Raw genomic sequence first — 26,156 nt, 5'->3', positions numbered from 1 at the left:
CGGAGGCTCCACGATGCGATTCGGTCTCAACATCGTCCCGGTACGGGCCGCGGATCTCACTCGGGTTGGGCGGCGCGCCGAAGAACTCGGCTACGACTCGCTGTGGTACGGCGAGCATGTCGCGACTCCAGTACGGCTGCAGACTCCTTACCCCCGCAATGGCGGCCGCCCACCCTTCAGCCCGGACTCCCGATTCCTCGAACCGTTCGCTACGCTGACCCATCTGGCAGCGGTGACCAGCAGAGTCACACTGGGCACGGGAGTACTCGTTGCCCCGCTGCACGCTCCGATGCACCTTGCCCGCGCGCTCACCACACTCGACGTCCTCTCCGGCGGCCGGGCCGCGTTGGGCCTCGGAGTGGGCTGGATGAAGGACGAATTCGACATCATGGACCGAGAATTCGGCAACCGGGGTAAGCGGACCGATGAACTGCTCGAAGTGCTCGATCTACTGTTCACCGAAGCGCGCCCGCGATACGCGGGCCGCTACTACCGCTTCGACGAGGTCGGGTTCGAGCCCAAACCGGTCTCCCGTCCGCGGCCCCCCTTCCTGGTCGGCGGGGAGAGCGAGGCCTCGCTGCGCCGCGCGGTACTGCGCGGCGACGGATGGTTCGGGTCCAGCGCGCCGGTCGAGCAGATCGCCGTGTGCCTGCGCCGGATCGGCGAACTTCGTGCCGAGCTCGGCCGGACCGAGCAGGCGTTCGAGACGACCGCGATCACACCGTTCGGCCAAGGCTTCGACGCCGGCCTGATAGACGCCTACGCCGCGCTCGGCATCGACCGGCTGGTGGTCACGCCGTGGCGACGCCCGGCCGAGGCAGTGGACGCCGTCGCCGAATTCGCCGAACAGGCCGGCCTGACCGCCGTATGACACCACCCGTGCCGGCGCGACGGGGCGCGCCGACACGGCCCGATCAGCCGACGATGCGGCGTTCGCGCAGTTCCGCGATACGGTCAGGGCCTATTCCCATCTCGGTGAGTATCGCGTCGGTGTGCTGGCCGATAAGACAGCTCGAATCGGCCTTGACGGCAGACCGCGAGAACGTCGTCGCGGGAGCCAGTCGCCGGTACTCATCGAACACCGGACTGACGGCTTCGGTACTCAGGCCGAGCGCGAAACCCTCGTCACTCTGCAGATTGCTCTCCGGTACCTCGTCGGCACAGGCGACACAGCCGATATCGGCCAGCGTCAGGTCGTCCTCCCACGCCTGTTTGGGCCGCTGCGCGAACACCTGCGCGAGAACCCCCGACAGCGCGTCGGCGTGGGCCCGACGCTCGGCGACGGTGCCGAATCGGTCGTCGCCGGATAGATCGGTCCAGGGCCGCAGTCCGCGCACCAGAGAGTCCCATTCCCGCTCCGCCGGGGCGGCCAGGAAGATCCAGCCGTCCGCGGCTCGATACAGCCGATACAGCGGCGACAGCCCGTAGAGCTCCGGATCCGGCTCCGAAATCTCCGGCATCCCTTCGTAGCTCAGATTTCGGTCCATCAGCGCCACGGTCGACGAGGCGAGCATTGTCGTGGTCATGGTGCCGACCGGCCGCCCACGGCGCCGGGCCAGCAGGCCCAGCAGGAGCGCCGAGGCCACACCGAGCGCCGCGACACCGTCGGCCTGCACGCTCTGGTTCATCCCACCGGTGTGCAGCGCCGGAATGCTGCGTTTGATCTCGTCCAGCGTTTCCGTAGACCCGGCCGCACCGGGCACCGACGACAGCGCGAGCCCGGAGGCGGCACCAATCGACGGGGCGTAGGCCGGAGCACCACCGAACGGCCCGTCGGTGCCGTAGCCCGGCGCGTTGAGGTAGATCAGGTCGGGATTGATTGCCTTCAGGGTCTCCGCGTCCACTCCGGCGCGCGCAGCGGCGCCGGCGCGGAAGCTCTGCAGCACGATATCGGCCCGCTCGGCCAGCCGGTGAACGATCTCCCGGCCCTCCGGCGTGGAGATGTCGATGGCCACGGATTCCTTGCCCTGCAACACCTTCGACCCACCGGCCTCGGGGAAGGCGACGAGCCGGCGGATCTCGTCGCCTTCCAGCGACTCGACCTTGATGACCCGTGCTCCCAGATCGGTCAGCAGGGTCGCACCGTAGGGGGCGGCGAACATCATCCCGAACTCGAGGACCGTTACACCCGTCAAAGGCAGCAGGCCGGCGGGCGGCTCGGCCGGAGCATCGGACACCGGTGCCTTCGCCGGCGCGCGGTCGGCATGCTCGTTCAGGCGCGGCGCCGGTCGCAGCGGCACGAGCGCGTGCCCATCCACTTGGATCATCGTGGAAGGCTGACGCACCGGGCCGAGCTCAGGGTTCTCGATCACTGCCACGCGCCCCTCGTGCTGCAACTGTGGGTGGTTCAGCGCCTCGGCGGGGCTCCGGAAACCCTGAGCGCTGATGTTGGGATTGCGGTCGAAGACCTGTTCCCATTCCGCGTAGGTGCGGGCCCGCACCTTCTCGATCATGATCTCCCAGAGCTCCACCCGACGCTCCACATCCGGGAAATCCGGCATCCCTTCCCATTTGGGCTTGGCAAGCTCCTCTGCCAGTCCGAGTTCCTCGATGAAGGCTTTGAACAACCGGGGCTGGATCTGTGCGAATTGCAGCCAGACACCGTCCTTGGTCGGGGCTATGAGCAGGCTGTAGATCAGCCGGGCCTGTGGTCGAGCCCGATCGTCCCAGGGCCCGCCCATGTTGGCGAAGGCACCCGGCCACCGCTGCCCGACCAATTCCTTGAACCAGTTGTAGGTGTCCATGGTCGCGACACCCCGGATGAGATCGGCCTCGACGTGCTGACCGTGGCCGGAGAACTCACGCTCGTAGAGTGCGGCCAGGATGCCGTGCACCACTGTGTGCGCGGCGCCCCACGATGCGTACGGGGTGCTGATAAATGCCTGCCCGGGACGCGGGGTGGCGTCGTGCAGGCTCTGGTAGAAGCCGAACTTCCCCATCACGAGCCCCTCGTAGCCCTTGATATGGGCCAGCGGGCCCCGGGCCCCGAATCCGGTGACGGCTGCGCTGACCACCCGCGGATTCCAGGCCGCGAAACGCGCCGGTGTCAAACCCAGCCGTTCCGCGGTCGCAGGGCGCAGCGCGGTGAGCACCACGTCGGATTCGGCCACCAATTCACGGAGTCGGTCGTGGTTCTCGCTGTCGCGCAGGTCGAGTTCGAGGCTGCGCTTACCGCGCGCGAGCCCCGGCCACCCAGCCGTGGTTCGCAGCGGGCTACCGCCGATCGGCTCGATCATCAGGACATCCGCACCCCCGTCGGCCAGGAACTGCGTCGCCATGGCACCTGGGAGAGTCAGCGTGAGGTCCAGGACCCGGATCCCGGCCAGCGGGCCTTCCACCGCATCGAATTCGGTCATTGTCACTCCTTCACGCTTGCCGAACCGGTGCCCCCGACATCGCGATCCGCCCGCCCACTATTGGCTGAATTTTATAAATGATTGATTCTGTTGTGCAAGGCGTCACACCCGCGCGGGCATGCCTGGATCGCGTGGTAGCCGCAGCACCTGCTCGGCGACGGTGTTGCGCTGGATCTCCGCCGTGCCGGCGCCGATCGTGGAGGCCCGGGTTCGAAGAAATCCGTACAGCCATCGACCCCGCTGTACGGCGTGCACGGAGCCGCGTCCCACCAGTCCGGCGGGACCGAGGGCCTCGACCGCAAATTCGTGCAGCCGCTGCTCGAACCTTGTGATCAGCAACCGCGACACAGAGGAAGCCGGACCTGGTTCGCCCTTGGCGATGATGTCGGAGACGACCCGGATCGCGTTGTACCGCATGATCCGCACCTCCGTTTCGAGTTCCGCAATGCGGTCACGGACCAGCGGGTCCCGGTCCAGACCGCGCTCACGCAGCAGTTCGATGAACTCGTCGAGGACCCGCCGATAGTTGGCGGCCTGGTTCATCGCGCCGGCGGCACGCTCGTGGCCGAGGCTGGTCCGCACCAGCGGCCACCCGCCGTTCTCCTCCCCGATCCGGTCCGCGACCGGCACCCGGACGTCGTCGAAGTAGATCTCACCGAACGCGTGACCTCCGGTGATATCACGCAGTTCCCGGATCTGGACGCCGGGTGCGTGCGCGTCGATCACCAGGTAGGTGATTCCCTCCTGACGGGACTCGCGAGTTCCGGTTCGCACAAGCGCGAAGATCACGTCAGCCAGTGGTCCCTGGGTGGTCCACACCTTCTGGCCGTTGACGATGTACTCGTCACCCTCGCGCCGCGCCGAGGTGGTGAGGCCGGGAAGATCCGAACCGGCCCCCGGCTCGGAGTAGCCCTGTACCCAGATCTTGTCCCCGCGCAGCATCGGCGCGAGCCAGCGGTTTCGCTGGTCCTCGGTGCCGTACGCGATAATGGTCGGGGCCACGATGCCCTGGCCGGTTCCGAGTGCCCGCGGTACCCGGGCGCGGGTGAGTTCCTCCTGGTAGATGACTTGTTTAGGGAAGGAAAGGTCCATACCGCCGTACTCCACCGGCCAGCTTGGTCCGGCGAAACCGCGGTCGAACATCGTTGCCTGCCAAGCCCGTTGCCAGGCGACGCGTTCCTGTGGATCCTTCGGTCCACGGCCGGGATGACTTTCCTGCAGGAAGGCACGGAATCGAGCGCGGAACTCCTCGTCGCTTTCGCTTTTCACGCTCACAGTCCGATCAGATCGGCCAGCCGCGCGCGATGTTCCACCGGTGAGCCGAACAGCACCTCGGTGGTCTTGGCCCGCTTGAGATACAGGTGCGCGTCGTGTTCCCAGGTGTACCCGATCCCGCCGTGGATCTGGATGTTCTCCTTCGCGGCATGGGTGTAGGCCTCGGAGCAGTATGCCTTGGCCAGCGCGGCCGCGATCCGGGATTCGGTCCCGCTCGCGGCCACCACCGAGGCCGCGTAGTAGGCGGCCGAGCGCGCCGATTCGACCTCGAGCAGCATATCGGCGCATTTATGCTTGATCGCCTGGAACGACCCGATCGGCCGCCCGAACTGTTCGCGGAGCTTGGCGTACTCCACCGCCATCTCGAGCACTTCCGCGGCGCCGCCCACCTGTTCGGCGGCCAGCGCCACCACGGCCAGATCACGCACGCGCTCTACCAGAGCCGTACCGTCGGCCTCGGCGGCGATCCGAACCGCCGGAGTGTCCGCCAATTCGACCCGGCTCAGCGACCGGGTCAGGTCGAGGCCGTCGAGATCGGTCACACTCAGGCCGGGCGCGCTCGAGTCGACGCCGAAAAAGCCCGGCCCGTCAGGCGTCGCGGCGACGACGACGATCAACCCGGCGGAGGCCCCGTCGAGCACGAACGACTTCACACCGGTCAACCGCCAGCCCGCGGCTGTGGCGTCGGCCCGCGTGGTGAAGGTCGCCGGATCCCAGGACCCCGATTCCTCGGTGACAGCGAGGGTTGCGGTCAGCGAACCGTCGGCGATCGAGGGTAGCCAGAGCTTCCGGGCTTCTTCGTCACCGGTCTCGGTCAACAGTTGCCCCACGAGCGCCACAGTTGAGAAGTACGGCCCAACGTACAGCCGTCGGCCCATTTCCTCGAGTACGACACCGAGCTCCACCGGCCCGTACCCCGCGCCGCCGTACTCCTCGGGGATCGCTATGGCTTGCAGTCCCAACTGGTCCGCCATCTGCTGCCAGACCGCGTCGTCGCGGGTGGCGCCGGCTTCGATGCGGTCCCGCACCCGAGCCGAGGAGGAGCGATCCGCCAGAAACCCCCGAACGAGACTGCGCAGCTCTTCCTGTTCTTCAGCCGATGACACCGGCATCTCCTTCCGCTGCCCGGAACACCGGAAGCAACCAGCCGTCGGCGATGGGCGTGAAATCGACCCGCACCGGCATCCCGATCTCGACCGTCTCCGGATCCACTCCGACGATATTTGTGACCAGACGGGTCCCGGGCGCGTCGGCCAGATCCACAACCGCGGCGACCAGGACCAGGTCGGGATGGCCGGGGAAACCGTGGATCACGGCGTAGCTGTAGACCTCTCCCGCACCGCTCAGCTCCGGCCATTCGGTCTCGGTGGAGCTGCATTCGGGACAGAAGGGGGTGGGTGGCATGCGATGGTGTCCGCATCGCCCGCACCGCGCCACCACCAGGCGCCTCTGTTTGGCCGCCTGCCAGAACGGCTCGGTCGCGCTATCGGTGGTGATGCGGACGGTCTCTCCCGGCCGCACGGTGGACAGTGTGGTCATCGGTCACTTCCCAGGATCAGTCCGCTGACCGGCAGGGTGGCCGGTCCGCCGGTCACGAGGGCTAGTTCGGCGTCCGCGATTTGATTGACAGCGGTCCCGCGCAGCTGCTCAACGCCCTCGACTATATGAGTCATCCCGACTATGTAGGCCTCGGAGAGCTGACCACCGTGAGTGTTCACCGGGATCGACCCACCCTTGTAACGGATGGCTCCGCTCTCCACGAACGCCCCACCTTCACCCTTGGCGCAGAAGCCGTAGTCCTCCAGTTGCATGACGACCATCGGGGTGAAGTGGTCGTAGAGCAGCGCCACATCGATATCAGCGGGACCGATACCAGCCTTCTTGTACAGGCGCTCGGCGATCGGGCGGTGCCCGGAAGAAGCGAAGTACTCATCGGGCATCCCGTACCAGTTGAAGGCGCGGCCCCATTCGCGGACACCGCCGTGCGCGGCGGCCAGCACCGGAACCGGCTTCTGCTTCAGGTCCCGCGCCCGCTCCATGCTCGTGGTGATCACCGCGACTGCGCCCTCGCTCTCCAGGCAGAAGTCGTAGAGGCACAGCGGCTCAGAGATCATTCGGGCGCCGAAGTACTGCTCCCGGGTGAGCGGTTCACGGAAGCGCGCCTTCGGGCGGTCGACCGCGTTCAGACGAGTGGAGATCGCAACCTCGGCGAACGCGTCGCGGGTTGTCCCGTACAGGTGCATGTGCCGGCGCGCGAGAATCGACTGCGCGTGGCCCGGCCCGGAGATACCGGACGGCACCACGAACGAGTTCAACGGCTCCACCGGTTTGGTTGCGGTGATCTCGCCAAGGCGGATCACATCCTGCTGGAGCGCCATCACGGTGACGACGACGTCCGCGTCACCGGCCACGATCGCCGCGCGGGCCAACCCGATCGCGCCCGCGGAGCCGCCGCCACCGGCGGTGAGCGTCGCGGTGAAGCGCAGTTCCGGAATTCCCAGCATCTCGACGAATTCGCCGGTCTCCAGATTCCCGCCGTAGCCCGCGCGAGCCGTCGAGTAGTAGGCAAATCCGTCGATGTCCTTCACTGACAGTCCGGCGTCCTCGCACGCGGCGACGATCGCCTTGCCGGCCAGCTCGTTGATCGACTGCGGCGACGACTCACCGCGCCGATAGTAGGGAGTAGCTCCGATACCGACGATGGCGGTATCGGCTGCTGCCCGGGTGGTCATGGCATCACCTTCCTCAATATCCTTGCCGCCATCGCGATCCTTGCTCTCATCGCGCGGCCTCGGCGGGATCCCGGTCCATCTCGGCGGTGATCCGGTCCAGTAGATCGATTCGGCTGACTTTCGCCGACGGTGTTCGGGGCAGTTCGTCCAGCACCGCGACGAATACCGGCACCTCGTAGGGTGTCAGCACGTCCCGGCAGAGGTTGCGCAGGTCTTCCGGCGTCGGCCGGGCGCCGTTCGCCGCTACTTCGACCGCGGCCACGGGCACGTGCCCCAAGCGCTTGTCCGGCAATGGCACCACGGCGGCCTCGCGGACCCCCGGGTGGCGCCGCAGCGCATCCTCTATGAGGCGGGGTTGAATCTTGAAGCCTCCGCGGATGATGGCGTCGTCGGTGCGACCTCTGATGAAGAGGAACCCGTCGTTATCGAGGACCGCCCGGTCGCTACTGCGCACCCATACTCCAGGCCCCTGGGGCGACTGGGCCGTCCGTATCTCGAGGATGCCTTCTTGACCGGGCACCAGCTCGCGCCCGTCCTCACCGACCACGCGCAGGTCGACACCACGACGGGCCCGTCCGACACTTCCCTGCTTGCCGTCCCACCATTTCTCGTGCATGGGCTTGGTCCAACCCGCGATCGCTCCAGCGAATTCGGTGGCCCCATAGGTCATCAGTACCCGGATCCCGTACCTGTCGTAGAAGGCGGCAGCGAGCTCGGGTGGGCACGCCGCGGTACCACAGGTCACGACCTGCAGGCTCGCAATCCGTTCGGGGGGCACATCGGCGTCGAGCACGGCTCGCAGCGCCGCGGGGACGAGCCCGGCCGCACGCGGACGGTGACGTGCCACCAATTCCACCCACGGGCCGACCGAGAACTTGGGCAACATCGCGATCGACCGGCCGGCGTAAAAAGGCGCCAGCACGCTGAAGAGTCCGCCGATGTGCACCAGCGGAGCAACCACCAAGCTGACACTGCTGCGCAGCAACCGTTTGTCCGGCGGTTGCGCGGTGGCCGAGACCGCCCGGTCCAGCTGCAAATCGGTCAGTTCGATCCGTTTGGGCGGGCCGGTCGTACCCGAGGTGAACATTTCGATCATGACGCCGGAGTTGGCGACGATCGCGTCCTCCGATACTTCCCCGCCGCAGTGTTCGAGCTTCCAGTCCGGGCGCAATTCGATCACCGCGCCGACGGATTCGATCGCCGCACGGATTGCCTCGTCGCGCAGGATCGCAGTACTGGCGACGACGACAGGTAGCGCACTCTTCGCGATATCGGCGGCAAGTCGTTCCGGGGGCTGTAGCGGGTTCAGCGTGACCAGGCAGCGGTCGGACGCGAGCAGCCCGAGCACGCCCGCCACATGCTCGGGGCGGTTCTCTATCACGAAACCGACCCGGCTCGCGGCGGCCAGTCCCCGGTCACCGAGGAGGTCGTCGAGGCGGCCGGCGAGCGTACGCATCGCCACCCAGTGGTGCCACCGATCCTCGAAGTCGACGGCCCGCGCTTCGTCGGGCGCCTCCGCCAACAACGTCGCATATCGGCTACGCAGACCTACCACAGCCACCTCCATTCGATGATTCAGTATAAATAGTTATATCTTAGCGTTGATACCCGCGCCAAGTGCTGAGGGAGATTCCGCGCTATGCCCATCACCCGGGCTCCCGAGGAAGGCCCAGGACACGCTCGGCCAGCAGGTTTCGCATGATCTCTGTCGTCCCGGCCGCGATCGTCGACGAGCGGCTCGCGACAAACCGGCGCGCCGCCGGTGAAGACGCCAGGATTCCGGCATGCCCGGAAACATCGAGAACCGTTTCCCCCAGCCGCGAGGTCGCCTGACTCCAGGCGAACTTGATGATCGACTGCTCCGCACCCGGACTCTCGCCGTCGCGCAACCGGGCGAGCGCCCGCGCCCCCATGAGAGCGGTGAGCCGGGCCTCGATCCAGCGCTGAGTGAGCTGATCCCGCAGGACGGCGTCCCGAACCTCCAGCGTCTGCGCGAGCTCGCGCACCTCTCGCTCCAGCCGCGCCGCGCTGTTGATGACTCCCGTGCGCTCATAGCCCAGCGTTTTCGTCGTCACCGCCCAACCGCCGTGTAGCGGCCCGAGCAAACCGGCGCGGGGTATCTCCACATCGGTGAAGAAGAACTCGGCGAAGCCGTATTCTCCGGTGATCTGCCGCAGCGGCCGCCGCTCGACGCCCGGAGTGTCGAGGTCGACCAGGATCGCCGAGATACCTCGATGCTTCGGTGCGTCCGGATCCGTGCGTGCCAGCAGCAACATATGGGTCGCTTCCATACCGGCGGTTGTCCATACCTTCTGCCCGTTGACGACGAAGGTGTCCCCACGGAGGTCGGCGCGGGTACGCAGGCCCGCGAGGTCACTGCCCGCACCGGGCTCGCTGAAGCCCTGGACCCAGATCTCGTCGCCGTGCAGGATGCGCGCCAGGGAGCACTGCTGGTCGGCGTCGCCGAACATGATCAGGGCGGGCCCGACGTTCTGCAGCCCGAGGACACCGGCCATCGGCAATGCGCCGGACTCGGCGATCTCCCGGTCGCATTCGACGCGGTCGACCGCGTCGAGCCCTTTTCCGCCATACGCCTGGGGCCAGGCCGGTGCGGCCCACCCCGCATCGGCGAGCAGGCGCTGCCAGGCCAGCCGAGCCGCGAACGAGTCGTCCATCCCCCATTGCGCGCGATGGACCGGCAGCAGTTGTTCGAGGACGCCCCGGAGCTCGAGCGCGGGGCGCCCCACGTCAGCGGCACTCACCGGGCACCCCGCGTCATTGCCGCGGTGGCCGCCCGGAAATCGTCACCAACCAGCAGGCCGCCCTGCACGGCGCCGAGCGCGGCCAACTCCGCGTCGAACGCGGACAGGCCGGCACGGCGCAGCGACGCCTTGCTGCTCTGCACGGCCGGACGACTGAAACCGGCCAGGCGAGTCGCGACCGATTCGGCTTCGGTGTGCAGTTCCTCGGGCGCGACAACCGAATTCACCAGACCCCAGGAGTGCGCGGTAGCGGCATCGATCGTGCGCCCGAGCAGAACGAGTTCCGCGGCCCGGGTACTGCCGATGGCCCGGGTCAGCAGATGCGCGCCACCCATACCCGGTACCAAGCCGACATTGATCCATGAGCTCGCGAACCTCGCCTCGGCACTGGCGATCCGCAGATCACAGGCCATGGCCAGGTCGAGACCCGCGCCCATCGCGGGCCCGTTCACAGCAGCGATAACCGGGAATGCGACCGACCCGAGCAGTCCGACCATCCGGTGGAACCGGCTGTATATCGCGTCGGTAGCCGACCGAGGCCCGCCCTCGGCCACCGCGGCGAGACTCGGCAGGTCACCACCGGCGCAGAAGGCGGAGCCTGCACCGGTGAGGACGGCGGCACGGATATCCCCGGCGCGATCCGCTTCGGCCAGGGCGTCACCGATGGCCTCGACGAGGTCCACAGTTAGCGCATTGCGCCGAGTCGGCCGGTCCAGGGTGATCCAGAGGATGTCCGCCCGGCGTTCGACCTCGAGTTCGGCTGTCACATCGGTCATAGAGCTGCTCCATCGGCGAGAGTCGGGCCACAGCCGCGCAGTTGGAAGGGAGAAGCGGCGGCATCGGCCATGAGTTAATGGCTAACTAATTATACGCTTTTAACGGATGGGTTCCGCAACACGGACGTACGATCCGTCATTTGGAAACAAGTTCAACTAATATGGCTTTATGACTGAACAACCCGGTGCCGCTCCGCAGGTGGGGCGTCTCATGCGAGCACCGAAGACCGCGGAGCTCATTGCCACCGATCTGCGTCGCCAGATCGTCCGCGGTCAACTCACCCCCGGCGAAACGCTGCCGCCAGAGACCCAGCTGATGGATCAGTACGGCGTCTCCAGGCCCACATTGCGTGAGGCCTACCGCATTCTGGAAGCGGAGATGCTGATCAGCGTGCGACGCGGCAGCCGCGGCGGTGCCCAGGTGATGGCACCCGATATCTCCGTGGCCGCACGGTCGGTCGGCCTACTCCTGCAGTTCCAGGGCACCACCATCGACGATGTCTACGAGGCCAGGATGGTGTCGGAGCCCGCGTGCGCCGCAATGCTGGCCCGCCGGCGCACCGACCAGGACATCGCCGACCTACAGAGTGTCGTCGATGAACTGAAGCGGGTCACCGCGGCGGGGCACCGGGAAGTACCGGAGCCAGAGCGCTGGTCCGATCTCACCTACCGGTTCCACACCTTGATCCTGCAGCGGTCGGGCAATAAGACCATGGCTATTCAGGGTGGGGTCCTGCAGGACATCGTTTCGACCCATCTCTATCTTCGGGTAGCGCTCAGCTTCGACGAGGACGAATCACCGGAGCGCTTCCAGCGCGTCATCCGCGCCTATCAGCGCTTCATCGACCTGGTGGTCGAGCAGGATGCCGACGGCGCCGAGAAGCACTGGCGCAACCATATGGAGGTGGCCGCCACCTATCTGTTCAAGGGCAGCTTGAAGAACAAGCCCGTGGTGGATCTGTTCGCCTGAACGCGCCGCAACGGGGCCTCCGTCCGCAACCGGAGGCCCCGCCCTCATCGGAAACCGGATCGGGGATCAGAACACGGATTCGACCCGGCCGCCGTCTATCAGAAGCAGCTGCCCGGTGATGAACCCTGCCCGATCCGAGCAGAGGAACGCCGCCGCGGCCGCCATATCCTCCGGCTTACCGAGTCGCCCCACCGGAATATCGGCCACCTTGCGCTCGACCATTTCTTCGTAGGAGATGCCCAGCTCGACGGCCTTCTGCGTAAATGTCGCCTGGAATGCCGCGGTTTCGATCGAACCCGTGCCGAGGATGTTGCAGGTGATACCGGAGGGTCCGAGGTGGTTCGCCAGGTTCTTGTTCAGCCCCGCGGTACCCATCCGGGTCGTATCGGCCACGAGCCGCGACAGCGCCCGATGGGGCTGACGCAACGCCATGGTGGCGATCGACAGATAACGGCCCCATCCGGCTTGCTGCATCGCTGCCGAGGTCTCGTCGACCAGCCATTTGAGTGCGAGCACGTTGTGACGGAAGCCCGCGAGCATATCGTCGTCGCTCACCTGCCCGTAGGCGCCGCGCGGCCCGGAATCCACATTGAACACGACAATCGACGGATCGCCGAGTTCGGCACGGGTGCGGGCGACGGCTTCACGCACCCCGTCCTCGGTAACGCAATCGGCGGATATGCCGACCGCACACACGCCCAGCCCGCGAAGCTCTCCGACCGCTTCATCGATGGCGGGTTTATTGCGCGCGACCACAGCGACATCGCAACCGGCCCGGGCCAGTTCGATCGCCGTTGCCCGGCCGATTCCCCGGCTACCGCCGGTGACCAGCGCAACCCTACCTTTGATACCCAGGTCCATATTCCACTCCTTCGCGCCCGGGCCAGGCGGACCGGGCATCCCGGTCCGCCCGCTCACTCGGACTGGTTGTTCACTTGGTGAGCGTGAGATAGCGCCAGTCGTACGGGCCCTGGGTCGTCGCGAAGTCGATATCCGCGCTGAATCCCTTGATCCGGTCGGATACCGCCCACATGGCGTTCTGCCAGACGAGCGGCGCTCGCCATGCCTGCTCCACCACATACCTGTTCACCGCCCGGGCCGCAGCCTGTGCTTCCCCAGGGGTCTGGGTATTCCGCGCTGCCGCTAGGAAGAGCCGTTCGAATTCCGGCGTTGTAGCTGCGGCGTTCCGCGTCTTGGTTCGCCAGTTTTCCTGAGCTCCGACAACAGGGCTGGTGCCGCCGGCGACAGAAAGGATCCTCGCGGCATCGTCACCGCGGGGCCACCTCTGGAAACTCCGCATGACCTCGACCGCCTCACTACGCAGGGTGATCCCCACCTCGCCCAGTTGTTCCCGCACCACATCGATGACGCCCGGTAACGTCGAGGTGTCGACGAGTACGTTGCCGATGTCCAGCCCGTTCGGGTAGCCGGCGTCGGCGAGAAGTGCACGCGCTTTCACCGGGTCGTAGGCGTAGGTGTTCTCCAGTTGCGGATCGTAGCCCGCCATACCTTCCCGGTAGTACTGGTACTTCGCGACCGAGCCGGGATAGAACACGTCGACGATCGCCTTGCGGTCGAGGGCATAGTTGATGGCCCGCCGGACCCGCACATCGTTCAGTGGCGCTTTGTCGTAGTTCAGCGCGATATCGAAGCCCTGACTCGTCGGCACCGGGATGACCTGGAGTTTGCGCGCGTTCCCCAGCGACGCCACCTGGTTCGGCTGGAACTGCGAGATATCGATCTGACCGCCCCGCACCGCATTGACCATCGCATTGAAATCGGCGATCTGGGAGTGTTCGATGCGCCCGATCTGCCAGGCGTTCGGATCCCAGTAGTCGTCGCGGGCCCGGACCAATACCAGTTTCTCGCCGGGGGTGAAGCTCTCCACCCGATACGGAGTTGTTCCGTCCGCCTGGACCGCGGGGTTCCCCCGCTGGAAGAGCTTCGGATTCATAATCATCCCGGAGATCTCCGCGAGCGCGTACGGCAGCGTCGAACTGTCCTGCTTCAAACGCACCGTGAGCGCGTACTCACCGGTTACCTCGATGGCCTCGACCACCGACATCCGACCCTTCACCACCGGACTGTCCAGCGTCCGGGCCCTCTCCAGATTCGCCCGAACTACCTCGGCGTCGAGTGCGGTGCCGTCGGCAAAGCTCGCATCCTCGCGCAGCGTCATCGACAGCGACCTGCCATCGGGCGCATAGCGCCAGTCCCGAACCAGCATCGGCCCGAGTGAGCCGTCCTTCTTCACAGTGAACAGCCGGTCATAGAGACTGAAAAGGCCGAACCGGTCGGCAATGATCTCCGAGGACTGCATATGCGGGTCCAGTGTGGTGATGCCGACCGTCCACGCCGCGCGCAGCGCCGCGTTCTTGTCGACCTCACCGGATGACCCCGACCCCCCGCAGCCCGTCGCGATCAGCATCGCAAGGACCGCGCCGACCAGACCCAGCCGCCGCATTCGTGGCATTACGAACTCTCCTCACCTCGTACCCGGGCGCGCCTACCGTGGCGTCCGCATACTCAGATTAGGTTAAATGAATAAGATCTTTTTACAACAAAAGGGTTAAATGAAGTTACCGATCCGATACACTCGGGTCATGTCACCACTAGTCGTCATCGTCACCGGCGCCAGCCGTGGGATCGGCCGCAAGATAGCCTTGGACCTCGGCAAACAGGGACACCAGCTCGTTCTCGCCGCCCGCACGCTGAACCCGTCCGGAGCGACGGGCAGTCTCACCGAAACGGTGCGCGACGTCGAGGCCGCCGGCGGTTCCGCGATCGCGATAGCCACGGATCTCTCGATCCCCGCAGACGCCGACCGCCTCGTCGACAGCGCCGTAGAGAAGTTCGGCGGCCTCGACGCGGTGGTCAACAACGCGGCCGCCACCGGCTCCGGGGGCCGCACGCTCGCCGAGATGTCCTGGGAGGACTGGCAGCGACAATTCGACACGAACCTGCACGGCACCTTCGCGGTCATGCGTGCCGCGGCCGGGCACCTGGTTGACCGAGGTGGGGGCACGATTGTCAACATTTCCTCGCGAGCGGGTGATCTCTCCGATGATCTGGCGGCCGGACGGCTCTTCTCCCCTGCCTACGCGGCGAGCAAGGCCGCGGTGAACCGGTTGACGAATGTGGTGGCCGGGGAATTGCGCGACAAACGCGTCGCGGTGGTCGCCCTCGACCCCGGCTCGGTCCGCACCGAACGGGTGGCCGCGTTGAAGAACCTGAGCCCAGAGCACCGGGCGCGCCTGGTGGAGATGGAGGTGCCGTCGGCGGCGGTCGTCCACCTGGTCACCAGCGGTAGAGCACTCGATTGGACCGGCAAGCTGCTGCGCGCCAAGGATTTCGTCGAGCGCCTCGAGCTGAAAAAGAATGATAATGAGCGGTGACCCCCGCACGCGGCGGGGCGCCCGGCCCGGTCAGTGGTCGTAGGAGATCAGTGACCGGGGTGACCGGTGCGCCGATGGTGTGGTTGTGCCAGATCGCGGCGGCCATCGCCAGCACGCGCTGGGCGACGCGGATCGCTACTCCCTGGCAGGAGCGTCCGCCGTGGTCTTCGAGGTCGAGCTGGCCTTCGAGGGTGTCGTTGACCGACTCGATCAGCTGGCGCACCTTTCTTCAGCAGCGGCTCACCGTAGCGGGCCTTCTCGTCCTTGCGTGAGGGCCGCAGCGTTGTGATCCCGTACTCGCTGATCAGCGTCTCGAACTCGTGACCGGCGAACCCCTTGTCACAGATCAGCAGAATGCCCTCATGCTCGGCAGCCACCGCGGTGTCAGCTGCGAGCATGGCCGAAGAACCTCGCGTTTCACCAACTTTCGGGTCGGCAAGCGACCACAGGATCGGCATCCGGACCGGGGTGCACACCAGACGGGTGGCAGATCACCGACAACGACAATGCCGGCGTCGTGGACAAGATCCGCGACGCCTCGGGTCCGAGATGAATCGTCACGGGTTGTGGGCCGCTTCTTCCTACCTATAGCGCGGATGACGCAGAGCGGTTCCGACTGCAAGTGGCGTATGGCGCTATGCCGAACCGCTCGCTGTGTCAGTACTGTCGAACGTTGTCGCACGTGCTGTCTCGAGTAAGTATCGGGATCTCCACGGGCGCAGATTGACAGTTCCGTCAGCTGCGTCGGCCCGGCACACTCGTACTGCGGTACGGCTGTTGGTCGTCGTGAAACGCGAACCCAGCCCGGCTCGAAGGCCGGACGGGGTCTGTCGTCCCCCAGCGCACGAGCTGGGTGTTCCTCCCCGCTACCTACTTGGCCGGTGCGACCGACGGCTGGTTGATAGTGGCGAAGTACTGGATGGCGGCACCGATCGCCACCGGAGCGGTGACCAGGATCTGGCCCGCCAGGGTGCCCAGGGCGCCGATCGCGATGATGCCGCCGAGGCAGCCGATGGCCGCCGCTGGGATGAACGCACCGAACAGGCCGACGATCGCCGCCGAGGCGACGGTCGCGCCCGCGATGCCGCCAAGGACGCAGCCGACGGCGCCGCCGCCGATACCGCCGATCAGAGTGCCGATGGTGGCACCCATGACGATGGTGCTGGTCATGCGAGCCCAGGCAGCCTGCTCACGGTCGTAGTCGTTCTTCCACGGCGCCTTGTCCTCGAATGGCAGGGCCACCGGCTTGTAGACCGCGTGCGCCATATCGAACTGCGGGGTCAGAGTGGCGGTGCGACCAGCGATATAGGCGACGATAGGAAACTCGAAGTCGTCGACCCGGAAGGTCAGCGGCGTGCCGGTGAGCACGTCACCGTTGGCGGCCTTGATCTTGAACACGCCGTCCTCGACGACCATCGATCCGGCATCGGTCGTGATGATGGACTGGGTATCGGTGGCGTGGGCGGTGAAACCGACCGCCTCCTCCGCTCCGGGCTGGGCACCGGCCGAGCCGGAAGCGATCCCGACCGCGGCGACGAGACCCGCGGCCACCGTGACGATTTTCCTCATCTTTGTTCCTTTCAGATCCGGTATATTTCCGGCTTTTGCGCGGTGTCGGCCTCGCGGCGACACTTCGCTGCTAGACGAGTAAGTCCGAAGCTCTGGTCAGTGGTCGTACGCGATCAGTGACCGGGTATTCGGTGCGCCGACCAGGCTCTGGTGCCGGTTCGCGGCGGCCATAGCGAGTACACGCTGAAGAAGGTCCGTCAGCTGATCGAGTCGGTCAACGCGGTCCAGCAATAATCGAGCCGAAAATCGCCGGAGCGAGCCGGCATCCGGATCACCAGCTTGACCAGCCCGAGCGTGTCCCGCAGCCGCTTGTTGTAGCCGGACTGCTGCGGCAGATACGGATCCGGGTCAGATGCGCGCGGGCGTATCGCAGCCAGTGCGCCTCGGAGGTGAACCCCAGCGGCGACTGGGCCACCGCCAGACACACCAGTCCCGAATCGGTCAGCAACCGGCGCCCGCCCCATCCAGCGCGGACCTGCCGATTCATCATCGCTTTTCCCGTGCAGTGCCGTCAGGAGGGCGTCGAGATTGCTCGTCACACAATGACTTCAGACGCCTTCCGCCCATGTCCGAGGTACGGACTTACTCGTCTAGATGTTCTCGACGATACTGACCGTCTTGTAATGGACGAATTCGTCGATACCTGCCCGACCGCCCTCCTTACCGAAACCACTGAGCCCGAGGCCACCGAACGGCGTGTGCGGCAGGTTCGGTTTGGCACCGTTGACGTAGATGCCCCCCGCGTTCAGTCGCTCGGCCAGCCGGTGCACCCGGGTCAGGTCGGTCGAGTGGATGAAGGCACCCAGCCCGTACGGGGTGGCATTGGCCAGTTCAACCGCCTCGTCCTCGGTGGAGAACTTCATGACCAGCAGCACCGGGCCGAAGATCTCGACCTGAGCGATCTCGTGCTCGGGATCGGCGTCGGCGATGATGGTCGGCTCGACGAAGTTCTTGTCGGCCAGCTCGCCGCCGGGCCGTCCACCACCGAAAACGATGCGCCCGGCGCCCTCGCTTCGGGCTCGGTCGAGCATTCCGCAGACTCGCTCGACCGCCGCCGCGTTGATCAGCGGCCCTACCGTCACCTCCGGATCGAAGGGATCGCCCACCTTGTAGCCACGGACCTGCTCGACCAGCTTGTCGAGAAGGTCATCGTAGATATCCTCGTGCACCAGCAGCCGCGTGGGCAGGACGCAGCCCTGACCGGCGAAGACGCCGATACTCCAGCGCAGCGCGCGGGCCGCGAGCATATCGAGGTCGCCGCCGTCGGGGAACACCAGCGCCGCCGATTTCCCGCCCAGTTCGAGGACCGCGGGTTTGAGCAGTTCAGCGCAACTCCGCATAATGTGTCGAGCGGCGACCGGCCCACCGGTGAACGAGATCTTCTTGACTTTCGGATGTGCGACAAGCGCCTCGCCGGCCTCCATACCACCGGACAGAATGCTGCACACACCGTCGGGAATCCCGGCCTCCCGGACCAGCCTGGCGAACAGATCCGGTGCGAACGGCGTGAACTCCGAAGGTTTGACGACCACGCAGTTCCCCGCCGCAAGTGCGGGCGCGACCTTCATACCCAGTGAGATGAGCGGACCATTCCAGGTGATGATGATGCCGACGACACCGTACGGTTCCGGGGCGGTGTAGGCGAACTGCCCGCGGGTGTCGAGGGTGGACAGCAACTCCCCGGACAGTTTGTCGCACCAGCCGGCGTAGTAACGCGTCCAATTCACGGCATTGTCGACCCCACCGAGGCCGTAGCTTGTCGGGGTGCCGCCGTCCAGCGCGGCGAGTTCGGCGAACTCCTGCCGGTGCTCCAGCAGCAGATCGGCCAGTTTGTTCAGCACGTTGCGCCGAGCCTCGGGGCTCCAGCGTCGCCATTCCCCGGCTACAGAGTCGGCGAGCTCGACCGCCTCGTCGACCTCTTTGGCCCCCGCCAGCGGAATCCGCGCCTGGACCTGCTGGGTGAAGGGGTGCCGGTGGTCGAAGAACCCCCCGCTGCCCTCGTCCAGTACCTTGTCGCCGTACCGAAGGTGAGCCTTCGGGGTCACCAATGTCATTCGGGTGCTCCTATCCAAGTCTCGGGCAACTATCTGACCGTGTAGCCGGCGTCCAGCGGCAGCGCGACACCGGTGATGTAGTGGGCCTCGTCCGAGACCAGCCAGGCCACGGCGTTGGCGATGTCCTCCGCCTGCAGAATGTCGATCGGCAAGGCGTTCTGCATGGCGCCGATCGTCGTCTTCTCACCGCGAGCGGCAGCTTCGTGCAGCGCCTTCATCGAGTCGTTGACGGTCATCCCGGAGACGACGCCGGTCGGGTGGATGGTGTTAACCCGGATCCGTTCCGGCGCATACTCGTTTGCCAGGACTTGCATGAGGCCGACGAGCCCGCGTTTGGCTGCGGTGTAGGCCTGCGCCCCGGCCTTGTCGGTGCCCGTGGCCTTGAGCCCGGCCGAGGAACTGGTGATGACGATCGACCCGCCACGCTCGCCGGCGCGAATCGTCGGCAGGACGACCTCGACGGTGTTCCACACCCCGGTGAGGTTCACGTCGATGACATCCTTCCAGATGGTCGCCCGGTCTCCGCCGGTCGACAACCTGGTGATGCCGGCATTGGCGATCAGCACGTCGATCCGGCCGAACTTCCCGACCCCTTCGTCATGCGCGCGCTGTAGTGCGTCCCGGTCCCGAACGTCGGCTTGGAGCGCTACGATCTCGCCGCCGGCCTCCTTGACCGCTCGGACCGTCTCCTGCAGATCCTCGGGGCTCGCGTTGGGGTAATCCATCGAGGGGATATCGGCGCAGATATCGATGCCGATGATCCCGAAGCCCCGGCCCGCCAGCTTCACCGCATGGGCGCGGCCTTGACCACGGGCGACCCCGGTGATGAATGCGACTTTCGAGTCCATTGTCCTGCTCTCCTTATGGTGCGAAACGTCTAGCGGGCGGCCACGGCGACATGCCGGAAGTCGTGGGGCCCGACGTTGCGGTTGTAGTTCGTGGTGGCGGGATCGAACCCGATCACCCGGTCGCTGGTGGGCCACGGATAGCTCACCCAGACCAGCGGCGCGGACAGCGCCTGCCGCGCGAGATAGTCGGACACCTTTCGATATCCCTTGTCCCGTTCGGCGTCCGGCAAGCGAGAGTCCGCGGCGGCGGTGAGCAGGGTGGTGAACTCGGCGGGCATGGTGCCGGGCTGGCGGAGTTTCCAGCGGTAGGACGCGCCGAGGCTGTACTCCATCCCGTAACTCGCGTATGCGATCATGCCGGCATTACGGCCTTGGTTCCAGAACTGGTACGCCTGCAGCGCATCGACCCGGCGGGTGGTGATTTTGATTCCCGCCGCAGCCAGCTGCTGAGTCAGAAGATCCTCCAGTCCCTGTGGTGCCGACGAGCTGACGAGTACCTCGCCGAGTTCCACTCCGCCCGGGTAGCCCGCTTCGGTCAGCAACGCCCGAGCCCGCTCCACGTCATAGGGGTAGATTTCCTCGAGCGCCGGATCGAATCCGGGAAGGCCAGCCCGGGCCTGCTGCCAGCGCGGCTCGGACCCCGGGAACATGACGTCGACCACCGCGCGCCGATCGTAGGCGTGATTGACCGCCTGCCGGACCTTCTGATCGATGAGCGGTCCCTCGGTGAAATTCAGGTAGAGATCCATCGCGTAGGCTGCGCCGGCGCGATGCAGCGTGATATCGGAACGTCTGGTCAGGCTGCTCACCTCGTTGGGCTGCATCTGGCCGATATCGGCCTGCCTGGCCGCGAAGGCGTTGGCCAACGCGGTCGCGTCCGGGATCGCGCGGTGCACGAGTCGCGCGAACTTACCCGCCTCGCGGTCCCAGTAGTCGTCGCGGTCGCGCACATAGCTGACTCGCTCTCGGGGCGTGAAGCTTTCCACGCGGTAGGCACCCGAGCCGTCAGTCTGCGTTGCCGGGTCGCCCTCGCGGAACAGCACCGGATTCATGATGTATCCAGCGCCACCCGCCAGCAAATAGGGCAGGACCGGCGTCGGGCCGCCCAAGGTTACGACGACCTCGTAGGGCGCGGTCACCTCGCTCCCCACCACGGCAGCCATCTGGGACTTGATCAGCGGGCTGGGCAGCGTGCGCGCCCGCTCCAGATTCGCCACGACCACCGCCGCGTCGAGTGAACTACCGTCCCGGAAACTGGCGTCCTCACGCAGTTTCATGGTCACCCGCAGGCCGTCCTCGGACACTGACCATTTCTCAACGAGGCGGCCCTGGGGCGCGCCGTCCGGGCCGAGCACGAACAGCTGGTCGTAGGCGAGGTACGGTGCCGAGAGCAGGTACACCAGCTCGTTCTGGATCATATGTGGATCAAGGGTTTCGGTCGAGATCATATTGGCGGTATTCAAGGTGGCGCCGGGATCAGGGGTCCTGTTGACGCCGCGCTCGGCCGAACCGCATGCGGCCAGGGTGAGCGCGAGAAGGATGAGCGAGATCCGGCGGACCGCGCTTCGCAGGTGTTTCGTCATATCGCTGCCTTCGCGATCACTGCTGCCGCGTGGGCAGCTGAACCACAAGACCGTCCAGTTCCTGTTCCACCTGGATCTGGCAGGACAGGCGTGAGGTCTCGCTGCGCTCTTCGGCGAAATCGAGCATCGCAGCCTCGATCTCCGAGGGGTCTCCGACCTTCGCGAACGTCTTCGGCTCGAACATCACGTGACAGGTCGCGCACGCGCAGCTGCCACCGCATTCAGCGACGATAGCGTCGACATCATGGCGTTTTGCCACTTCCATGACCGATTCTCCCGGTTTGGCCTCAACGGTGCGCTCGGACCCGTCGGCCCACCGGAACGTAATGGTGACCATGTGAACCTCCAGCGGGCGTCAGCTCGCCCGCATCAACTGCTTGATATCGAATTCGGGATCGGCCAGGTGCTCGTCCCGCACCTCCCGGCCGGAGGCGATCAGGCGTTTACCGACCATGAAGGCGGCGGGGGCGTCGATCGCTTCGACGACCTGCACCCGGCTCCCTTTGAGGTGGAATGCCGCGAACCCGGAACCGTTCGGTCCCTGCCGGACGACCAGCCGGTCCGGATCGAAGGCGACGCCGGCCATCTGCAATTTCAGGTCGTACTGATCGGACCAGAACCACGGCACATCGAGTTTGGGCCGGGGCAGTCCCAGGACAGCGGCGGCGACCAGGTTTCCCTGTTCGATCGCGTTGTGAACGCTTTCCAGACGCCCACGCGTACCGTCCTGGCCCAGTGGACGGTTGGTGCAGTCACCGGCCGCGAAAATCGACGGATCGCTGGTGCGACCGTCCAGATCGACCAGAATGCCGTTGTCGCAGTTGATTTCAGCCGCGGCCGCCAGTTCCTGGTTGGCCACGGCGCCGATTCCGACGACGACGAGATCACAGGGCACTTCGGACCCGTCGTCCATGTGAGCGGACTCGACCCGCTTGTTGCCGGTGAAGCCGACGATCGTACGTTCGTAGACGAATCGGACACCACGCTCTTCATGCGCGCGGGCCAGTACGGCCGCGGTCTCCGGCGCTGCCACCCGGCCCAGGCACCGTGGCGCCGACTCGACGATCACCACTGAGAGGCCGAGACCGCGTGCCACCGCGGCGAGTTCGAGCCCGATGAATCCGGCGCCAACGACCAGCAGCCGGTTCCCCGCCACCATGCCGGGTGCCAGTCCGTCGATATCGGCGAGGGTGCGGACACGGTGGATGCCGGGCAAATCAGTCCCCGGTACCGCGAGTTTCCTGGCTCGGGAGCCGGTGGCGAGCACGGCCACATCGAAGGAGTGCACGCGCCCGCCGCTGGTCGTGACGGTTTTCTGTCGGCGATCGAGGCTCACAACGGTCTGCGCGGTGTGCAGGTCCACACCGTGCTGTTCGTACCAGTCGGCCGACCGGAGGCGGAGCCGCTCGGCGTCGACGGCACCCTTGAGGTAGCCCTTGGACAGCGGTGGGCGCTGGTACGGCGCGACCGGTTCGTCCCCGATGACGGTGACCCGCCCACAATGGCCGGCGCCGGCGATCGCGCCGACGGCCTGGGCGGCCGCTTGACCGGCGCCGACCACCACGATGTCGCGGGGCGCCGACGAATCGGCCGTGCTCACTGCGGCTGCCAGGTGAGCCACACGTGCGGCATCTCCGTCACCGAACCACCTCGCACCCGGCCGACCTGCTTGGACTCGTCGAGCCGGAATGTCGGCATCTGGGCGAGCCAGCGTTCGTAGAGCACATTGAGCTCCAGTTTGGCCAGATGACGGCCCAGGCAAGTGTGCCCACCACTGCCGAAGGCGAAGTGGGTGCGCTTCTCTCGATGGAAGTCGACCTGGTCGGGACGCTCGTTCAGAGACCCGTCCCGGCCCACGAAGGCAAGAAGCGGGAGCACCATGTCGCCCGCCTTCATCGGGGCGCCACAGAGTTCGACGTCCTGGGTGATCAGCCGGGGCACCGAGGTGTAGGTGTAGGCCCGCAGCAGTTCCTCGACCGCATTCGGGATGAGCTCCGGCGACCGGCGCAGTTCCTCCTGGTGTTCGGGAAACCGAGCGAGATGCCGTATCCCGTACGCCATCCCAGTGGTGACGGTGTCCAGGCCCGCGAGGAAGAGCAGAAAGCCCATGGACTGCAGCTCTTCGTGGGTCAGCAACCGGCCCTGGAACTCCGCACGTACCAGCCGGGAGAAGATATCGCCCGTGTCGTGACGCTTCTTCTCCTCGATGAGATCGTCGATCGCGGCCAGAATAGGCGCGGCGGTCTCCGGAGTACGGCCGCCGAAGTAGGCGTCGATCATGCCGACGAAGTCCTCGAACCGCTCCAGTGGAAATCCGACGAACTGCATGAATACCTTGACCGGCATCGGGCGGGCAATCGACCAGACGAATTCGCATTCACCCTTGTCGCGCACCTCCGCGATCAGCGAATCCACCATTTGCTCGGCCTGCGTGCGCAGATGAGCGATCGCTTTCGGCTCGAAGTAGGTCATCATCAGACGTCGGTACAGCAGGTGTTCGGGTGGATCGAGTGATTCCGGGATCATCCGGGGCATCGCATCCCGTTTCGGGATGAGCTGATTCGAGTTCGAGAACGTCGACGGTGTACGCAGAATCGCGGTGATCGCGTCCGTGCCGACCGCGACCCAGTGCCCGCCGTTGCGGGGGGTGTAGAATACATCGGGCGTCTCTGCGCGCAGAGCGAGCCACCCCTCGTGCGGGTCGGCGGCGATCCGGTCATCCCAGTACATGTCGTAGTCGAAGACGAGCTCCGCCGGGATATCCGGCCGCCCCTCTGCATGCACTGCTGTCATCACTGCTCCATTCTCGGCCTCCATACCACTGGGGCCCCAGATGTGTTGCTTATCACTAGCAATCTGCCATATCAGTTAGACGATTGCAAGGAGTAATCTGATTCACGATTTCGCGGCATCACCCATCGCGAATTCCGTCAGGATCTGCTGCGAGGTGGTGACGGTGGACAGCACAGGGAGCATGTGGGTCAGTACGAAATCGTGCGTCTCGTCGGTTGCTCCGGAGACACAGTCCCGCGGAACCACGACGGAGAAACCTCGATTGACCGCCTCGATGACACTCCCGGGAAGGGCCACATTGAGCGAGACCCCCGTGACGACAACGCTCTGTACACCCATGTTGCGCAGCAGATATTCCAGTTCCGTGCCGTGGAAGGCAGTCAGCCCGCGATGGCGCGCAACGATGATGTCGTCCGGGTCGACAGTGATACCGGGGTTGATCCGCACGCTGACATGCCCTTCGACCAGCGGCCGTTTCCGAATACTGGCAGTGAGGGGACTGTTGGCCGCCCACCCTCGAAAACCGGTCAGCCCCTGAAAGGTGACATGGAAGATCGGCACGCCGAGCCGCCGGAGCCCGGCGGCGAGGGTATCGATATTGCCGATCACATTCCGCTTGGTGACCTGCCCGGAGAGCAGGTCATTGGTCGAGTGCGCGGGATCGGTCATCCCGTTCTGACACTCGCTGATGATCAGTGCCGTGTTCGTGGCGGTACCGAGGCCCTTGATAGTCATATCGACTCCTGCATGTCTCAGCCCCGCGCGGCGGCGCGGAGTTCGTGGTGGCGACGCATCATGCGCGCTGCTTCCTCGGCCAGATCGGCGGGTACATCGGGCAGCCGGACATTCCCGTGTTCACGACTCGGCAGCACAACGGTGGCAGTGGCAGGACAGGTGTTCTCCCCGCGTTGATTGAGGCCGCGCAACTCCAGATCGACCACCGGATGTCCGTCCTCGACCCGCTTGGCGACCACCTCGCCGGTGAGCACGTGGGAATCGCCCATGTAGTTGAACTTGCGGATCTCACTGGACTGCCGCAGCAGCCACGCATGGTCACCCATCCAGTCGGTGACCAGATGCGACAGCCAGCAGTCGCGCATCACGCCGTAGTCGTAGGCCATGGGCGCACCGACCTGTCGCGCCCAGTCCGAATCCCAGTGCACCCGCTGCGCCACATCGGGAACCCCTTGAGCGTTGTCCACGTAGAACGACTTGATGCGATGACGATTGCGGTGGGCGAGACGACTGGTTGTCGGAGCAAACGGAGTGAATCCGTAACCGCCGGCATGGAAGACGATGATGTCGGTAGAGGTGAGCGGCCCCTTGGCGATCGGACCCAGGGTGTCACCGACCGAAACGTCCTCGAACCAGCGCGGTTCGGCGCCGCGCCGATGCTCGGCCGCGTAGATTTCGTCGAGGCGGGCCAGGTCGGCAGCGGTATAGGAAGCCGGTTCGATGGTGTATTTCTTACGCGACCGGGCAGCCTTGCGCTCGGCATGGATGAGGATTACCCGGGCGGCCGAGACGACTTCCCCATTCTGGTTCATCCGGATGTGGCGCCGTCTGATGATGACGGTTCGCCCGGCGAACTCCGATTCCTTCTCCTCCACCGACTCGTAGCCCTGAAAGGTGTACAGCGTGTCACCGGATCGCACGGGCCGGTACAGCTCCCATTCGGTGCCCGACACGAAATTGTGCACCCCGCGAAAGGCCGGTCGCTTGAGATCCGCCGGACGGGGATCACCCAGCAGCGGCTTGTTGACCGCCACGCCGATCAACGGCGGTGCGATCTGAGTCTTCCAGAGCGTATTTGCACCGTATTCCTCGTCGGTGTAGAGCGGGTTGTCGTCACCGTAGCCCTGCGCGAAGTTGCGCAGGGCGTCCGCGTGCGCGGCAGTGTAGAGCTCGGCGTTCTTCTCGGCGAAGTAGTGGCCGCACAGTTTGCGGGCCTGCGCGACGTCCTCCTCCTTGATGATCCCGTCGTGGTCGGCAGCGTCGGCCATTACACATCCTCTCATTAGATTATTCATCTAACTATATTAG

23 protein-coding genes are annotated in these 26,156 nt (G+C 65.8%); 3 read left to right on the top strand and 20 right to left on the bottom strand.

Annotated features, from left to right (window positions below; genetic code table 11):
- Window positions 1–13: 13 nt before the first annotated feature.
- Window positions 14–871, top strand: coding sequence for a TIGR03619 family F420-dependent LLM class oxidoreductase (locus tag ACGF7Y_RS30940; protein WP_195065849.1), 858 nt, complete (start codon window positions 14–16; stop codon window positions 869–871).
- A gap of 43 nt (window positions 872–914) precedes the next feature.
- Here ACGF7Y_RS30940 and ACGF7Y_RS30935 read toward each other — a convergent pair whose 3' ends face one another.
- The 8 genes from ACGF7Y_RS30935 to ACGF7Y_RS30900 all read right to left on the bottom strand — a co-directional run bounded on the left by ACGF7Y_RS30935 (window position 915) and on the right by ACGF7Y_RS30900 (window position 10,901).
- Window positions 915–3,356, bottom strand: coding sequence for a CaiB/BaiF CoA transferase family protein (locus ACGF7Y_RS30935; protein ID WP_393240004.1), 2,442 nt, complete (start codon window positions 3,354–3,356; stop codon window positions 915–917).
- Between the two features lie 102 nt (window positions 3,357–3,458).
- Complete coding sequence (locus ACGF7Y_RS30930; RefSeq protein ID WP_195065847.1) at window positions 3,459–4,631, bottom strand: acyl-CoA dehydrogenase family protein; 1,173 nt, start codon at window positions 4,629–4,631, stop codon at window positions 3,459–3,461.
- Window positions 4,628–5,743, bottom strand: coding sequence for an acyl-CoA dehydrogenase family protein (locus tag ACGF7Y_RS30925; protein ID WP_195065846.1), 1,116 nt, complete (start codon window positions 5,741–5,743; stop codon window positions 4,628–4,630). The genes ACGF7Y_RS30930 and ACGF7Y_RS30925 overlap by 4 nt, the downstream gene beginning before the upstream one ends.
- Window positions 5,724–6,170 carry a Zn-ribbon domain-containing OB-fold protein gene (locus ACGF7Y_RS30920; RefSeq protein WP_195065845.1) on the bottom strand — a complete coding sequence of 149 codons (447 nt, stop codon included), beginning with the start codon at window positions 6,168–6,170 and terminating at the stop codon, window positions 5,724–5,726. Before ACGF7Y_RS30920 ends, ACGF7Y_RS30925 begins: the two co-directional genes overlap by 20 nt.
- Window positions 6,167–7,363, bottom strand: a complete 1,197-nt coding sequence (locus ACGF7Y_RS30915; protein WP_195065844.1) for a thiolase — start codon at window positions 7,361–7,363, stop codon at window positions 6,167–6,169. The genes ACGF7Y_RS30920 and ACGF7Y_RS30915 overlap by 4 nt, the downstream gene beginning before the upstream one ends.
- Before the next feature lie 46 nt (window positions 7,364–7,409).
- On the bottom strand, window positions 7,410–8,918 hold the full coding sequence (locus ACGF7Y_RS30910; protein WP_393239999.1) for a class I adenylate-forming enzyme family protein: 1,509 nt from the start codon (window positions 8,916–8,918) through the stop codon (window positions 7,410–7,412).
- Window positions 8,919–9,009: 91 nt separating this feature from the next.
- On the bottom strand, window positions 9,010–10,125 hold the full coding sequence (locus ACGF7Y_RS30905; protein ID WP_324195978.1) for an acyl-CoA dehydrogenase family protein: 1,116 nt from the start codon (window positions 10,123–10,125) through the stop codon (window positions 9,010–9,012).
- Window positions 10,122–10,901: an enoyl-CoA hydratase/isomerase family protein gene (locus tag ACGF7Y_RS30900; RefSeq protein WP_195065842.1), complete on the bottom strand. Its 780-nt coding sequence runs from the start codon at window positions 10,899–10,901 to the stop codon at window positions 10,122–10,124. The genes ACGF7Y_RS30905 and ACGF7Y_RS30900 overlap by 4 nt, the downstream gene beginning before the upstream one ends.
- A 169-nt stretch (window positions 10,902–11,070) precedes the next feature.
- Between ACGF7Y_RS30900 and ACGF7Y_RS30895 the strand changes: the two genes are divergently transcribed.
- Complete coding sequence (locus ACGF7Y_RS30895) at window positions 11,071–11,871, top strand: FadR/GntR family transcriptional regulator (protein ID WP_195065841.1); 801 nt, start codon at window positions 11,071–11,073, stop codon at window positions 11,869–11,871.
- Between the two features lie 66 nt (window positions 11,872–11,937).
- Here the strand turns inward: ACGF7Y_RS30895 and ACGF7Y_RS30890 are convergent, their stop codons facing one another.
- Together ACGF7Y_RS30890 and ACGF7Y_RS30885 are read right to left on the bottom strand one after the other, a co-directional pair.
- Complete coding sequence (locus tag ACGF7Y_RS30890) at window positions 11,938–12,732, bottom strand: SDR family oxidoreductase (RefSeq protein WP_195065840.1); 795 nt, start codon at window positions 12,730–12,732, stop codon at window positions 11,938–11,940.
- Between the two features lie 70 nt (window positions 12,733–12,802).
- Window positions 12,803–14,335: an ABC transporter substrate-binding protein gene (locus ACGF7Y_RS30885; RefSeq protein WP_195065839.1), complete on the bottom strand. Its 1,533-nt coding sequence runs from the start codon at window positions 14,333–14,335 to the stop codon at window positions 12,803–12,805.
- Between the two features lie 139 nt (window positions 14,336–14,474).
- Here ACGF7Y_RS30885 and ACGF7Y_RS30880 point away from each other — a divergent pair, with 139 nt between their 5' ends.
- Window positions 14,475–15,266: an SDR family NAD(P)-dependent oxidoreductase gene (locus tag ACGF7Y_RS30880; RefSeq protein ID WP_195065838.1), complete on the top strand. Its 792-nt coding sequence runs from the start codon at window positions 14,475–14,477 to the stop codon at window positions 15,264–15,266.
- 870 nt (window positions 15,267–16,136) lie between these two features.
- On the opposite strand, the gene ACGF7Y_RS30875 is transcribed toward ACGF7Y_RS30880, so the two are convergent.
- The 10 genes from ACGF7Y_RS30875 to ACGF7Y_RS30830 all read right to left on the bottom strand — a co-directional run bounded on the left by ACGF7Y_RS30875 (window position 16,137) and on the right by ACGF7Y_RS30830 (window position 26,116).
- Window positions 16,137–16,835: a hypothetical protein gene (locus ACGF7Y_RS30875; RefSeq protein WP_195065837.1), complete on the bottom strand. Its 699-nt coding sequence runs from the start codon at window positions 16,833–16,835 to the stop codon at window positions 16,137–16,139.
- Between the two features lie 197 nt (window positions 16,836–17,032).
- On the bottom strand, window positions 17,033–17,374 hold the full coding sequence (locus tag ACGF7Y_RS30870; RefSeq protein ID WP_195065836.1) for a hypothetical protein: 342 nt from the start codon (window positions 17,372–17,374) through the stop codon (window positions 17,033–17,035).
- A 51-nt stretch (window positions 17,375–17,425) separates the two neighbouring features.
- Window positions 17,426–18,889: an aldehyde dehydrogenase gene (locus ACGF7Y_RS30865; protein ID WP_195065835.1), complete on the bottom strand. Its 1,464-nt coding sequence runs from the start codon at window positions 18,887–18,889 to the stop codon at window positions 17,426–17,428.
- 29 nt (window positions 18,890–18,918) lie between these two features.
- Window positions 18,919–19,737, bottom strand: a complete 819-nt coding sequence (locus ACGF7Y_RS30860; protein WP_195065834.1) for a mycofactocin-coupled SDR family oxidoreductase — start codon at window positions 19,735–19,737, stop codon at window positions 18,919–18,921.
- A gap of 29 nt (window positions 19,738–19,766) precedes the next feature.
- Window positions 19,767–21,320: an ABC transporter substrate-binding protein gene (locus tag ACGF7Y_RS30855; protein WP_195065833.1), complete on the bottom strand. Its 1,554-nt coding sequence runs from the start codon at window positions 21,318–21,320 to the stop codon at window positions 19,767–19,769.
- Window positions 21,321–21,336: 16 nt separating this feature from the next.
- Window positions 21,337–21,657, bottom strand: coding sequence for a 2Fe-2S iron-sulfur cluster-binding protein (locus ACGF7Y_RS30850; RefSeq protein WP_195065832.1), 321 nt, complete (start codon window positions 21,655–21,657; stop codon window positions 21,337–21,339).
- An 18-nt stretch (window positions 21,658–21,675) separates the two neighbouring features.
- Complete coding sequence (locus ACGF7Y_RS30845) at window positions 21,676–22,920, bottom strand: NAD(P)/FAD-dependent oxidoreductase (protein ID WP_195065831.1); 1,245 nt, start codon at window positions 22,918–22,920, stop codon at window positions 21,676–21,678.
- On the bottom strand, window positions 22,917–24,113 hold the full coding sequence (locus ACGF7Y_RS30840) for a cytochrome P450 (RefSeq protein ID WP_195065830.1): 1,197 nt from the start codon (window positions 24,111–24,113) through the stop codon (window positions 22,917–22,919). The genes ACGF7Y_RS30845 and ACGF7Y_RS30840 overlap by 4 nt, the downstream gene beginning before the upstream one ends.
- A 102-nt stretch (window positions 24,114–24,215) precedes the next feature.
- On the bottom strand, window positions 24,216–24,848 hold the full coding sequence (locus ACGF7Y_RS30835) for a cysteine hydrolase family protein (protein ID WP_393239991.1): 633 nt from the start codon (window positions 24,846–24,848) through the stop codon (window positions 24,216–24,218).
- Window positions 24,849–24,865: 17 nt separating this feature from the next.
- Window positions 24,866–26,116 (bottom strand): MaoC family dehydratase N-terminal domain-containing protein, encoded by a 1,251-nt coding sequence (locus ACGF7Y_RS30830; protein ID WP_393239988.1) that lies wholly within the window; start codon window positions 26,114–26,116, stop codon window positions 24,866–24,868.
- Window positions 26,117–26,156 lie beyond the last annotated feature (40 nt).

Origin of the sequence: Nocardia sp. NPDC047654, from assembly GCF_043205035.1 — a bacterium.
GTDB lineage: Bacteria > Actinomycetota > Actinomycetes > Mycobacteriales > Mycobacteriaceae > Nocardia.
The sequence above is the reverse complement of the archived record's forward strand: the minus strand, read 5'-3'. Positions and strand labels throughout refer to the sequence as shown.